The sequence below is a fragment of the Pyxidicoccus xibeiensis genome (assembly GCF_024198175.1).
GTDB classification, from domain to species: domain Bacteria; phylum Myxococcota; class Myxococcia; order Myxococcales; family Myxococcaceae; genus Myxococcus; species Myxococcus xibeiensis.
On the sequence record NZ_JAJVKV010000011.1, the window covers coordinates 12,400 to 26,044 of the forward strand.

Annotated in this window: 5 protein-coding genes; all 5 read left to right on the plus strand. The window is 75.2% G+C overall.

Annotation, left to right across the window (positions count from 1 at the left end; genetic code table 11):
• Window positions 1–85 precede the first annotated feature (85 nt).
• Window positions 86–1,309 (plus strand): hypothetical protein, encoded by a 1,224-nt coding sequence (locus tag LXT23_RS35790; RefSeq protein WP_253984904.1) that lies wholly within the window; start codon window positions 86–88, stop codon window positions 1,307–1,309.
• A gap of 233 nt (window positions 1,310–1,542) precedes the next feature.
• Complete coding sequence (locus LXT23_RS35795) at window positions 1,543–4,749, plus strand: poly-gamma-glutamate biosynthesis protein PgsC/CapC (protein ID WP_253984905.1); 3,207 nt, start codon at window positions 1,543–1,545, stop codon at window positions 4,747–4,749.
• Window positions 4,746–7,382 (plus strand): hypothetical protein, encoded by a 2,637-nt coding sequence (locus LXT23_RS35800; protein ID WP_253984906.1) that lies wholly within the window; start codon window positions 4,746–4,748, stop codon window positions 7,380–7,382. The genes LXT23_RS35795 and LXT23_RS35800 overlap by 4 nt, the downstream gene beginning before the upstream one ends.
• Window positions 7,379–8,392, plus strand: coding sequence for a hypothetical protein (locus tag LXT23_RS35805; RefSeq protein ID WP_253984907.1), 1,014 nt, complete (start codon window positions 7,379–7,381; stop codon window positions 8,390–8,392). The genes LXT23_RS35800 and LXT23_RS35805 overlap by 4 nt, the downstream gene beginning before the upstream one ends.
• Window positions 8,393–8,398: 6 nt before the next feature.
• Entirely contained in the window at window positions 8,399–13,609 is a 5,211-nt protein-coding gene (locus tag LXT23_RS35810; RefSeq protein WP_253984908.1) for a hypothetical protein, read from the plus strand.
• Window positions 13,610–13,645: the final 36 nt, after the last annotated feature.

Below are 13,645 nucleotides of genomic sequence, written 5' to 3' on the forward strand. Positions count from 1 at the left end.
CATGGGAGCAGCCCCCCGGCGGGCCGCCCCGTGCCGGGAGTGGTGGGAAGAATGGTCCCGACCAGTCGGCTGTTCGGCTCGGGCAATGGCCCCCATCCTGCGCTCGCTCGCTGCCTCGCTGATGCTCTTCTCCGTCGCCGCCTGTACGGGCTCCGACGGAGGTGGTGACTCGCCCGACGCGCCCGGCGCCGTGGAGGCCCCCGTGCCCTCTGCGCCCGCGCCCGGGAAGACGCCCGACACCGCGCTCCCCGACATTGCCGGTGCGACTCCGGCGCCTTCGCAGGAGGCCGTCGCGCCCGCGCCCCTCAACAGCTGCGGCCTGGCCGCCAGCCTGCCCCTCCAGAAGGGGAGCCTGCGCACGTGGCTCGGCGGCGTCTCCATCACGGCCCAGGACAGCGAGGGCTTCCGCGAGCCGGGCGGCACCGAGCTCGCCGCCTTCGAGCGGGCCTTCCGTGAGCTGCTCTCCTCCGGCCCCTCCGCGGAGCGGGCGCGGGACTTCGCCCAGCTCGGCTACGCGCTGTCCACCTTCCGCGACGACGACAGCGGCAACGGGTGGCTGGTGCTGACGGAGCAGGGCCAGGGCCGTGGCGGCGGCACGTTCATCGTCAACCTCGCGCCCGCGAGAGACCTGTGGCTGGAGACGCCGCACGCGGACTCCGACGCGGGCACCCTGCAGCAGGGCGCCGAGCAGCTCGTGGCGCTGGGCGCGCGCGCCCTGCTCATCACCGGCTCCAACCGCTGCGCCGGCGCCGCGGTCAGCCCGTGCAGCGGCACCACCACCCTCTGCGGCACCACCGGCCAGCGCGTCTCCGACGCCGCGCACTACGCCAACAACTTCTTCACCGCCGCCCACCGCGCCCTGCGCGGCACGTTTCCGGACGGCGTCGCGGTGAGCGTCCATGGCATGGAAGTCGCCGAGGAGGGCCCCGAGGCCGCAATCGTCAGCGACGGCACCTCGAAGGACCGCGCCGGCTCGCTCTCCGTCCGCCTGCGCGACGCGCTCAACCAGCGCCTGCCCGCGGGCCCGCGCCGCGTCTTCTCCTGCAATGCCCCCGACGACACCGGCAAGCACCGCGCGCTGTGCGGCACCACCAACGTCCAGGGCCGCATCGACAATGGCGCGGGCGACGCGTGCTACTCGGACGCGCCCACCGCCAGCGACCGCTTCCTCCACCTGGAGCAGGCGTCGATGCTGCGCGGCACCGCGTCGGGCGCCGTCATCGAGGCGCTCGCGGAGACGGTGCCCTGTTCGCTTCCGGGCAATGGCCTGGGCTGCCCCGCCGTGGCGAGCAGCACCGGCTGTCCGTGATCCCCCCGGGCGCCTGGTGCGTGCAGGCTCCGTGCCCCTGAGAATCCGACCCGCGCCTACTTCGTGGGCGTGAGCCTGATACTGGACCCCTTGCCGGTGGCAGTGTCTGGCGCCCGGCAGTCGCGTCCGGAAAGGCCGGGGAATTCGGTTCCCTGGCCGACGCTCGGCCAGTAACGGCGGGCGCGTTACTAGCCGGTGAGAAGAGTCTCCTTAGCTTGGCGCGGAGCGACGTCATGGCGCTCCTATCCACATTGACACTCTTCCCGGCGTACAGCCTCGACACCTCCATTCTGGCGGCGGTGCTCGTGGGCGTGCTCATCCTGGCCCTCCTCACCGAGTCGTTCGGGTGGGTGTTCGTGGGCCTGGTCGTTCCGGGCTACCTGGCATCTGTCTTCGTCATCCACCCCGAGGCGGGCGTCACCGTCGTGGTGGAGTCGATACTCACCTACGCGCTCGCCCTGGCGCTCTCAGCGGGCTTCAGCCGCACAGGCGCGTGGAGCGAGTTCTTCGGAAGAGACCGCTTCTTCGCCATCGTCCTCTCCAGCGTGCTGGTGCGCGCGGTGAGCGAGGCGGTGCTGCTGCCGCACGTGGGCCTGTGGATTGACGCGCGCTGGGGCACGTCGTTCGCCCTGGACCGCAGCCTGCACAGCATCGGCCTCGTGCTGGTGCCGCTGACGGCCAATGCCTTCTGGAAGCTGAAGCTGCGCCGCGGGCTGTGGCAGGTGGGCGTGCCGGTGCTGCTCACGTACGTGCTGCTGCGCTTCGTGCTGCTGCCGGCCACCAACCTGTCCTTCTCCAGCCTGGAGCTCATGTACGAGGACGTGGCGCAGGACTTCCTGGCCAGTCCCAAGGCGTACATCATCCTGCTCGTCACGGCGCTGCTGGCCGCGCGCTTCAACCTGCACTACGGCTGGGACTTCAACGGCATCCTGGTGCCGGCGCTGCTGGCCCTCACGTGGCTGGAGCCGGCCAAGCTGCTGGCCACGCTGGTGGAGGTACTGCTGCTGGTGGTGGGCACCCGCGCGCTGCTGGCCACGCCGGGCCTGCGCACCCTCAACCTGGAAGGCCCCCGGAAGACGGTGCTCGTCTTCTTCCTGGGCTTCGTCGTGAAGTGGGCCATCGGCTGGGCGCTGGGCGGCCGCGTCCCGGGCCTGAAGGTCACCGACCTGTTCGGCTTCGGCTACCTGGTGCCCACGCTGCTGGCGGTGAAGATCCTCCAGAAGCAGGCCGTGGCGCGGGTGATGCTGGCCACGGTGCACACGTCGCTGGCGGGCTTCATCGTGGGCAGCCTCATCGGCTTCGGCCTGTCGCTGGTGGAGCCCCGTCCGGCCATCGCGCTGGCGCCGGAGGCCCCGGCCACGCAGGCCCCCGGGCTGGGCCTGGACACGCGCCCGCTGGGCGTCATGGCGCATGCGCGCGCCACCGCCCGCGAGAATGACGCCAGCGGCGTGCCGCTGCGCCGGCGCAACCACGAGCTGCGCCAGTACTCCGCGCTCTGGCGCGCGGCCAATGCCTGGCTGGCGTCACCCGACGCGGCCGGACAGCAGCGGGTGAAGGAGCGCGCCACGGCGCTGGGCCTGGAGCTGCGCGCGCTGCCTCGCGAGACGCCGGAGGCGCCCGAGCGCTTCGCCCTGGTGGAGCGCGAGCGCGCCGAGGGCCGGCTGGGCTGGGACACCGCGCTGCTGATTCCGGGCGCGCCCGGCCCCGTGCTGGAGGTGCCCCGTCCGCTGACCGAGGCCCCCAGCGCCGAGGCCGCCGCCGCCCTGTGCGAGCGCGTGCGCTGCCGCGCCATCATCGCCAGCGGCCTGGACACGTCCGGCGCCGGGCTGAGGACGGGTGACGCCCTCCACGAGCCGGACGCGCCCCTGCGCGCCGCCCACGTCACGCTGACCACGAGCGAGCGCCTCCAGGTGCGCGCCGACGCGGCGGTGGCACCCGGCGGCGCGCAGCTCCACGTGCCCGGCGGCCAGGCTCCCACGGGCATGGAGGCCCTGTGGCCCGGCATCACCGTCACGGATGCCGCGCCGCCCGAGCCCGGCCTCGCCTGGGGCGACGAGCAGCTGAGCGTGCTGCGCGCGCATCCCCATGACCTGGCCGTGCTGGCGCTGGAAGGCCTGCCGGAGCTGCCCGCGCCCCTCACCGAGGCCCAGGCCCGGGCGGGACTGCTGTCGCCGCCACGGACCGCGCCGTACGCGGAGGGCGCCACGCCCCAGCCCACCGACGCGGAGCTGCTGGTGCTGGAGCAGCAGGTCGCCGCGCCGCTGCTGGGCGGGGGGGATGCGACGGTGCCCCAGCCGCTGCGCGCGCGCTGGGCCGCCGCCATGGCGAGGCTGATGGGGCTGACGGTGCAGCCGGTGGAGGGCTGCGCGGACTCGGGCCCGTGCTGGTGGGTGACGGACGCGCAGGGCCAGCATGGCCGCGCGGGCGCCGCGCTGCTGGTGCGCTCGGGTGGTGGGCCGCTCGCCTTCGGGGTGCCCGCGCCGGACCGCGAGCAGGGGACGCTGGCCGTGGCGCTGGAGGCGTGGAAGGAGTCCCGCGCCCGTGCGCTGGTGGTGGCCACCCAGGCCGACGCCATCGGCGTGCCCCACCCCGCCACCCAGGGCCACCTGCGCACGTCCTTCCAGGCCTTCCACCAGGCCGTGCACCGGGCGCTGCCCGAGGACACCGGACGCATCCTCCAGATTCGCGGCTTCTCGGGGCGGCCGTCGGTGAACGCGGACGTGCTGGTGGACGTCGGCGGGCCGGTGCTCCAGCAGGACCAGCGTCCGGCGGACCTCGAACGGCTGCTGGCGAAGAGCGGCTCGCTGGGCTGGCTCTCCTCGCGCGTGCGCTACCACGACGGCGCTCCGGAGCTGGCGGGCCTCACGGACGCGAGCCCGCAGGCGGCCTTCTCCCGTACCTTCGGCGGGGCGCGCCTCGCCACGCTGTGGCTGTCCGAGCCCCTGCGCGGCGCCTTCGTGGGCCCGCGCCTCGTGGCCTCGGAGCTGGCGCTGGCCGGCCTGGCGAAGCCGGCGCCCGCGCAGGACTCTCCGCTGCAGGCGCTGCTGAAGCCGGGGCTGGGGGTGGCCTCGCGACCTGCGCCGGCCGCGCTGCAGGAGCGCTTCGCCGCGCTCACCGCGAGCGCCGAGCGCTACATCATCCAGCAGAACGTGCATGAGCTTCGGATGCTCGCCCGGACGCAGCGGGCCGGGCCGGTGACGCAGTCGGTGCGCTCGGGCTTCAGCGCCGAGCACGGGCTGCCGTGGCTGGTGGTGGAGGCGCGCCAGGGGCGGCACGTGCTGCGCGGCGTGTACTTCCTCCAGCAGCACCCGTCGCCGCTGAAGCGGGTGGAGCTGGTGGCGGGCGTCGAGGGGCTGGAGGCGGCCGTGGACCGGGCGCTGCGCCACCGACGTCCGGTGGTGCTGACCGGAGAGCTGACGTCCACGGAGGGACGGCGATGAAGACGAAAGCTCGCGCCCTGCTGGCCCTGGCCGGCCTGGCCATCGCCCTGGCGCTCATCTATGCCGCCAGCGCGGGCGTGGTGCGCAGCGCCGACTCGGCGGCGGCCCTGCGTGACGACAAGTTCGCCCGCGCCGAGCGGCTCGTCTTCTACCGGCTGAAGCCGGGCGAGGAGATGCGCTTCAAGGTGCCCGAGGACGCCGAGGAGCTGCGCGTGGTGACGCACCTGGTGCTGCCCGACGGCACCACCTACGCACCCGAGCGCCAGTACCAGTACGGCCTGAAGGTGCTCCTGCGCGCCCCCAACGGCGTGCTGATGGAGCGCCCCCTCTTCACCCGCACCCGGCAGAGCAAGGACCAGCCCCAGGAGGATGGGACGTTCCTGCAGGAGAGCGCCTTCACCACGGACCCGAACCACCAGGTGACGGACGAGCGGGAGTTCCTGGTGCGCCTGCCGCTGCCGCGCCCGGAGCACACGGTGATGTACCTGCGCCCCGCTGGCGTCCACGGCACGCTGCTGGTGCGCATGTACGTGCGCACCCAGCGCCAGCTGCCGCTGCTCTCCTCGGAGCGGGCCGCCGAGGAGCGCGCCGAGAAGCGCGTGGAGCGCACCACCTTCCTGCCCTTCGAGAAGCTGTCCGCGGAGACGCGGCACCGGCTGGCCCGCGAGAAGTGGGAGCGGCTGAGCGCCGAGGGCGAGGCGGGCACCGACTACTTCATCGAGCCCGTCTACCGCACCCCGTTCCGCCTGCCGCTGGTGGAGGTGGCCGAGTCCGCGCAGGAGCGCCTGGGCGCCGGCGGCGCGGTGGCCCTCAACGTCACCGGCCCCACGCAGGCGGTGCTGTGGCTGTGGAGCACCACGCCGGACACGGAGGGTGGCACGCTCACGCCCGCCGGCCCCGTGACGGTCCGCGCGCTGGGCCCCACGGGCGCGGAGCGCACCTGGGAGGTGCCCGCGCTCGGCAACGGCGCGCCGGTGTCCCACGTGCTCGACGTGCCGGAAGGCCACCACACGCTGTCCATCCACAACACGGGCACCGAGGACCTGCGCTACACGGTGGAGGGCCCCGCCGGAGCCTGGCTCGCGCCGCCCGAGCTGCGCCCCACCGCGAAGCCCGACACGCGCATCGCCTGGCTGCCGGACCTGCGCCGCACCGAGGCGTTCGTCACCGGGCCCGGCTGCGCCACGCTGGACGTGGAGCTGGACCCGGCCATGGACTCGGCGGGGCGCCTGCTGCGGCTGGACGCGCGGCGGCTCGGCGTCACCGGCGCGGACGACGAGAAGCCCTCGGACGTGCTCTTCACCGTGCTGGACGCGCGCGGCAAGGTGCTGGGCCAGACGCGCATGGAGGTGACGACGCAGCCGGCGGCCTTCGAGAGCGCCGACCTGCCGCTGCTCCCGGGCCAGCGCCTGCCATGCGCGCAGGCGCAGGCGTCGGCGGCCGACGCGGGCACGGGCGAGGTGACGGACCGGCCGACTCCGGTGTCCGTCCCCACCAGCGCGCGGGTGTTCCTGCCCGCCGGGGCGCGCAGGGTGCGCGTGCAGGCCGCGCGTCCCACGGCGGTGTTCCTCTCCACCTTCCTGCCCACGGCGGGCGGAGTGGCGGGGATGGAGCCCTACCTCACGGACGGGCTGCAGGGGGTGCGCTGGCGCAACGCACCGCTGGAGCGCCGGAGCTGGCACCCGATGCGCCCCGCCAACGTGACGGAGCTGACCCGGCGCGGCGCGCGGCTGGAGCTGATGAGCCAGGTGCGCCTGGAGCCGGAGGGGCTGGAGACGGTGTCGTCCACGCCCTCGGGTGACACGGTGGTGCTCAAGCCGTCGGGCAGCCCGGACACGCTGGAGGTGCTGGAGCCGGTGCAGGGCGCCGCCGACGCGGCCCGCCCGCTGGCCACGCTGCTGACGCCGGGCCAGCCGGTGCGCGCGCGGTTCGACGCGCGCTCGCCGACGCGGCCGGAGCTGCGCCTGTCGCTGGAGGGCACGGAGGGCCTGGGCTCGGAGGTGGAGGTCGTCCTCGACGGAGAGCCCGTCCACCGCTGGACGCTGCGCTCCACCCGCTCGCGCGAGCTGCTGCCGCCGCTGCCGCCGGGGGAGCACGAGGTGCTGCTGCGCACCGACGCGGCGGGGCTGACGGCCACCCTCAACCGGCCTCCGGTGGCGGGCAGCGGGCTGCGCTCGCGCACCGTGTACCGGATGGGGAGCGAGGGCCTGAGCGTGCCGGTGCGCAAGCCGGGCGCGGGGGCCGTCACCGTCAACATCATTATATATGCGCGAGAGGCCGAGAGCTCCGCGCAGCAGCGCGTGTCGGTGACGCTCGACAACGGCCAGCCGAACCGGCGCAGCGGCGTGCTGCTGCCCCGCATCACCCGCGCCTCGCGCGTGCTGCCGCTGCCGTCCTCCACGCGCACTCCGGCCACGCCGGCGGGCCGGCCCCAGGCGCGGTGGTACGCGCGCACGGTGTCGGTGACGCTGGGTGAGGACCTGGCGCCCGGCCTGCACCACGTGCGCGTGGTGCCGCAGGGCATGGGCGACTCGCCGCTGTGGGTGCGCTTCTTCATGTTCGGCCACCAGGACGGTGACGGGACCACGCGCGAGTGGAACCGCTCGGGCTGGGAGCTGGAGGACACGCTGTGAGCCGGTGCCTGCCGCGCGGGGCCGCGCCCTGGCTCGCGGCGGGCGTCCTGGCGGCGTCCTCGTCCATCGCCATGGCCTCCGAGCCTCCCTCCAAGCCCGTGGAACAACCTCGGCCCACCCGGGGCGCGAAGGAGTGCGTCCCCGATGCGCGCTTCGCCGGGCTGTGGCCGAAGGTGGCGGACGTGAAGTTCCACCCCACCACGCTGCGCGAGCGCGCGGCCTTCTCGAAGCTGCTCCCCGCGCTGCTGGACGCGGCGCCCAAGCGAAGCAAGCCGCCCGAGGCGCTGAAGGCGACGGCCGCCTCGGTGGGCTTCCGGCTGGAGGTGTGGGAGGGCAGGCAGGACACGTTCTGGGTGCTGCGCGAGGAGGCCGAGCGGCTCCGGGGCGCGGGCGCCTACGTGGTGCGCACCGGGCCGGCCACGGATGACGTGGTGCAGGTGCCGCACCCCTGGTTCGACCGGGGCACCGAGGACATCGGCGTGGGGCTCTTCGCCTGCGCGCCGGAGGACCGCAAGCCGCGGCTCTTCATGACGGCCACCGCGCACCGCTACCACGGCAACCCGGGCGAGACGCCCGAGGACCCGGAGCACCCGGCGGACGTGGCGCACAACCCGGAGCACCTCTTCCAGGAGGTGACGGACCTGGTGGCCCGCACGCTGGCCGCGCCGCGCGTGGTGCAGCTGCACGGCTTTGGCACCGCGAAGGCGGAGGCCGGACTGCGGGACAAGGACCTGGTGGCGGTGGTGAGCGCCGGCACTCGCGAGCCCACGACGTGGGCGCGGCAGGTCTCGAAGCAGCTGGTGAAGGTGTGGGGTGAGGGGGTGCGCCTGTTCCCGGAAGGGGCACAGGTGCTGGGCGGGACGCAGAACGCCCAGGGACGGCTGCTGCGGACGTACGAATGCGCGCGCTTCCTCCATCTCGAGTTGTCGGCCAGGGCGCGCAAGTCCCTCTCCTCCGGGGAACGACTGGCGCGCGTGGGCCATGTGCTGTTCGCACCCTTGGAGGACTGAGCACCGATGGTTGCCCTTCGATGCCGCACCCGACTCGTCTCGCTTGCTGGCGTGCTCGTCATGCTGCCCCTGGCAGTGATGGCCGCCGCACCGCCGGAGCCGTTGCACTCGGTGGAGGGACTGAGCTGGGAGCCGCGCCCCGTGCGCGCTCCGGTTCCCCCCGCCGACGTGCGCGCCGCCGCGCCGTACGTGCCTGACGGCGTGCCCCAGGTGACGGGCGCCGTGGAGGTGGGCCCCGAGCGCGCCGCGGCGCTGTGGCTGGGGCCGCTGGACGTGGCGCGCGTCACGGGCACGCCGGGCGCGCTGCGCTTCGTGCGCGTGCCCACGGCGGGCGAGGACGGACCGCACCTGCGCCTGGAGGAGGAAGGCGTTCCGGAGAAGCCGGGCCGCTGGTACCTGGCCGAGCCCATGGGCCCGGGCAGCGTCTGGCTGGTAACGGCGACGAAGCCGGGCCGCATCTGGGTGGAGCGCCCCCAGCCCTACGAGACGGCGCACACCGACGAGGCCATGCGCCAGGCGCTGCTGCGCTGGGTGGACGGCCAGGGCCCGCGCCCGCCGCTGCCCTTCCATGCCTCGCTGCGCACGCGGCTGGACGTGGACGCCGAGCTGGAGGCGCTGCTGGCCGAAGGCGTGCCGGAGGGCTCGCCGCTGCGCACGGCCCTGCGCGACTGGCGCAAGGCCGCCGTGCTGCGCGAGTGGGCCCAGGTGTCGCCCCTGCGGGGCGCGGCCCTGCGCGTCTCGCGTCCCCAGCCGCCGGGTGACACGGTGACGCTGGAGGGCATGGACACGCCCTGGGTGCGACTGGCGGAGGGCACGGGCAGCTGGGCCGTGGAGCTGGAAGGCCCCGGCGTGCTGTCCCTGGAGGCACGGCCGCTGCTGAAGGGCACGGATGCAGCGCCCGCGGCACTCGAGGTGCGCAGCGCGGGTGAGACGGTGGCCCGTGCGGACCTGTCGCTGGAGCCCGCGTGGGTGGGCGAGGCCTCGGACGTGGCGATGCCCGGCGACCGCCGGCCGCGCGTGCTTCCGTCGGGTGAGCGCGTGGGTGTCGAGGAAGAGGTGCGCGTGGCACTGCGCCCGGGCAAGCACGCCTACCGCGTGCACTGGGCGGGCAGCCCGGTGCTGCTCCGCGCCCGGGTGGCGTCGCGGCGGCCGAAGCTGGGCGAGGCGCTGACGGACTCGGCGCACTGGCACGACCTCGCCCGCAAGGCGTGGGACGCGGTGAAGGCGGATGGCTCGCCCAGGGCCGCGCTGCTGCGCCGGCAGCTCGCCGCGCTCGCGCCGGAGCTGGTCTCCGGTGACGCCTCGTTTGCTCCGGAACTCGCCTCTGGTGACGCCGCGCGTGCACCGGTGGTGGCCGCCGGTGACACCGCACCTGCACCGACTCTGGCCTCTTCCGGCAACGCCGCGCTCGCACGTCAGCCGGTCTCCAGCAGTACCGCGCTCGCGCATCAGCAGGTCGCCGACAGCTCCGCTCGGGTGCAGCAGGCGCCTTCTGGCGACGCCATGCGCGCGCCCCCGCAGGCATCGGCCGACCTTCCTCCCCTCCTCCGTGTCCTGGCCGCACTGGACGCGAAGCAGGCGCCGCGGGCCTCGGAGCTGCTCCGCGCGCTGAAGGGCAACGCGGGCGCCTCACCGCTGGCGTGGCACCTGCGGCTGCGCACGGCCCGGCTGCTGCTCGACTCCGGGAAGCCGGACACGGCGCACGCGCTGCTGGGCACGGCGCCCTCCTTCCCGGAGCAGGGCTGGCTCGCCGCCGAGGCCGCCGGGCTGGTGGCGCGCCTCCCCCTGGGAGACCCGCTGCGCAGCCGCGAGCTCGCCGCGCTGGAGCTGGCGTGGCGCACCGAGCCGCTCTCCGACGAGGTCCGCCGCCGCTACCGCTCCGCGTGGTGGCGCGCGAGCCGCTGGTCCCGCGTAGTGCCCGCGCCGGACGATGACGCCTCGGCCCTGGTGCCCACGCGCTGGCTGGACGTGCAGCGCCTGGACGCAGAGGAAGGGACGCCCACGGACAGCGCCCTCTGGCCGCTGTCGCAGGGGGCCACCGCCCGCGTGCGCGCCGCCGGCCCGGCCGAGGCGCCGACGCTGCTGCGCGCCTACGTGCTCGCCCCGCCCCGCGCGGGAACGCCGCTGGTGCTGCGCGTGGGCGAGCAGGCGTTCCCGCTGCTGCCGCTGTCCGCGGTGGAGCCGGTGGAGATTGCCCTGCCTCCGGGTGAGCACACCGTGCGCCTCGAAGGTGGAGCGGGCGCGCGCGCCTTCCTGTCGCTGCGTCCGACGGCCATGTCGGCCGAGGTGACGGAGGTGGGCTACGTCCGCACGCAGTGGCCGGTGCACCTGGACAAGAAGGCGGTGCGCTTCCGCGTCCCGGACGCGAAGCTTCCCACGCCCGTGCGCGTGCAGCTCCGGCTGCCAGGCGCCGTCACCGGGCCCGTGTCGCTCCGCATGCACACGGACGTGGGCCAGCCGAAGCGACTGGTGCTGATGCCGGGCCCGTCCGGCGCGGGGCACCACGCGCTGGAAGGCGCGGAGGGCACCTCGGGCGCGCCCGTGTCCGCGGTGGTGGTGCTGCCGCCGCTGGCGCGCGAGGTGTGGTTCGAGGTGGAGGGCAAGGCCGCGCCGCTCGTCGCGTCGCTGTCGGTGCGCCGCGGTGCACCGGGCCTGTCGGATGAAGTGGCGCCTGCCGTGGCCGCCGCGGGCGCCTCGGCGATGGAGACGCTGCTGGCGCTGTCGCGGCAGCTCCGTGACGCCCCGGAGGACCCGGAGCCCCGGCTGACCCGCGCGGAGCTGCTGCTGTCGCTCCAGGAGGACGGCTTCGCCCGCGCGGACCTGGTGCCCCTGCTGAAGGACCAGCAGCGCCTGTCGCCGGAGCAGTCGCGGCGCCTGCTCGCGCTGCTGGGCCAGCTCCAGGACGGCGCGCGGGACGGGCTGCGCTTCCACCAGGCCATCACCGCGCCCACGCTGGTGTCTCCCGCCTTCTCCGTGCTGCCGGGCGCGAGCGAGGCGGACTTGATGGCGCGGGTGGCGAAGGCCCGTGAGGACGGCGCGTCGCTCGCGCTGGAGGGCCTGAGCTCCGAGGGCTCCGCCACCGTGGCGCGGCGCTACCTGCGCGCGCGCTGGCTGGCGGCCTCCGGCCAGGACGAGGCGGCGGCGCTCGCGCTGGTGGCGCTGTACCGCGAGACGGGCCTGCCCCAGGTGGGCCTGGAGGCGCTGGGCCTGCTGGAGCGGCTGGAGTCGTCCCCGCGCGCGTGGCGTGAGGGTGGAGCCCCGCTGGGCGCCGCGCTGGCCGCGCAGCTCGAGGGCTGGGCGGACCATCCGCGGGTGCGCCGCATGCGCTCGGTGACGGGCCGCTGGACGCGCTGGGAGCGACTGCGCGACGCGGAGCAGGCCGCCGGCCTCGTGGACGCCATGGCGGACGGAGACCCGGAGGAAGCGGGCGCGGACACGGTGCGCAAGGCGCTGCTCGCCCCGCCGTGGCCGCTGGAGCAGGGCCGGCTGCTGCCTTCGGGCCGGGCCCGCGTGCTGAGCATGGACGTGCGCGAGGCGCGTCCGGTGGGAGCCCAGGTGCTGTGTGGCTCCACTCCTCGCGTGGGCGCGGAAGGCCCGCGTCCGCCGTGCACCTTCGCGCTGCGCGTGGACGGCCGCACCGTGGTGGAAGAGCAGGTGGAGGACGGGAAGACGGCGCTGCTGACCGTCGTCATGGACGTGAAGGGGCGGCACCAGGTGGAGGTGCTGCACGCGAAGACGGACACTCCGGCCCTGGGGCTGGTGCGCTTCGTGGACCCGTCCGTCGCCGCCTCCAGAGATGCCTCGCCGCTGTCCGCGCAGCAGCCGCTGTCGCTGCTGCGCAGCAAGCCCGGCACGCCGGTGGTGATGACGGTGCTGGGGCCGAGTGCGCTGCGCATCCAGGCGCGTGCCCTGGCTCCGCGGGCCGGGCGGCACGTGCTGCTGTCGAGCAGCGTGGTGCCCTCCGGCGAGGGTACCGGAGGCGCGGGCGCGGCGGACGGGCCGCCGGTGCGCCTGGGCCTGCCCGAGGACGCGGACCCGACGGTGCGAGGCGTCACCGGCCCGGTGGGCCGCGCGGGCGAGACGTGGCTGCTGCTGCCCGGCAAGGGCCCCCACCAGGTGCGCCTGGAGTCGCCCGAGGGCGAGGCGCTGGTGCGAGTCGAGCTGGGCGTGGTGGAGCCGCCGGATGCGGCGCCGGCGCGCTGGTGGGAGCAGGGCTCCACGGGGCTGGAGCCCCTGCCGTGGCCCGCGCTGCCGCCGCGCCTGTCGCTGCTGCCGGAAGGCGTGGCGCCGGCACAGTCGCCTCGGGGCCTGGGCATGCTCTCCGCGGAGCTGGCCTACCGGCGCGAGGAGGTCGACGAGGGTGAGCTGGTGGAGCGGCCGCTGCGCTCGGGCATGGAGGTGCGCCTGGGCCTGCGCCGCGAGCTGGTGGAGGACCGCGCGTGGCTGCGCTTCGTGCCCGAGGCGCGCTACCCGAACGGCCAGCCCACGGTGTTCGGCGCCACCACCGGGCTGTACCTGACGCAGCTGCCGCTGGAGTTGCGGCTCAACGTGCAGGGCTCGCTGTTCACCCAGTCGGTGGACTCCGTGCTGCGCTGGAGCGCGCGGGGCCGGGCGAACGTGGACCGCTGGGTGCGGCTGGGCCCGGACCTCGGCCTGATTCCGGGCCTGGGCCTCGCCCTGGAGACGTCGCACGGCGGCTCGGCGGTGGACGCGGACCGGTATGACCAGGGCGTCTACTGGCGGTACGGGGAGAACCACCCGCGCCGTCTGACGCCGAAGCTCGCGCTGCGCTGGCAGCCCTTCCAGGACCACGTGGGCACGGTGGGCACGTCCGCCACCACCAACGCGGACCTGGGCTCGCTGGACCACGCGGGCGGGCAGCTGCGCTGGGCGGCGCTGCTCGGCGGTCCGCTGCGCGGCACGCGGGCGGAGCTGGGCTACGAGCTGTCCTACCGCTTCCAGGACGAGCACCGCTCCCAGGCGTACCTGCGCCACCGGGTGGCGGGGCGGCTGGACTGGAACGTGTGGGCGGGCAGCGGCAGCCGGCTGATGCTCTTCGCCGAGGACCGGGCGTTGGTGTCCGGCCCCTTCGGCCTGCAGAACGTCTTCTCCCTGGGGGCGCGGTGGGACTGGATGGGCGGTCGCGGCCTGAGGGACATCACTCCTCCTGAGGAGGAGTTCGAGGAGCTGCTCGATGCAGGACGTTCCATCGACTGAAGTGTCTCCGTCCCAACGCGAAGCGGCTCCCCGGCG

Bases quoted from the DNA above. Each gene is read 5' to 3' on its own strand.
- LXT23_RS35790 (WP_253984904.1), top strand. From the start codon at position 86: ATGGCCCCCATCCTGCGCTCGCTCGCTGCCTCGCTGATGCTCTTCTCC.
- LXT23_RS35795 (WP_253984905.1), top strand. From the start codon at position 1,543: ATGGCGCTCCTATCCACATTGACACTCTTCCCGGCGTACAGCCTCGAC.
- LXT23_RS35800 (WP_253984906.1), top strand. From the start codon at position 4,746: ATGAAGACGAAAGCTCGCGCCCTGCTGGCCCTGGCCGGCCTGGCCATC.
- LXT23_RS35810 (WP_253984908.1), top strand. From the start codon at position 8,399: ATGGTTGCCCTTCGATGCCGCACCCGACTCGTCTCGCTTGCTGGCGTG.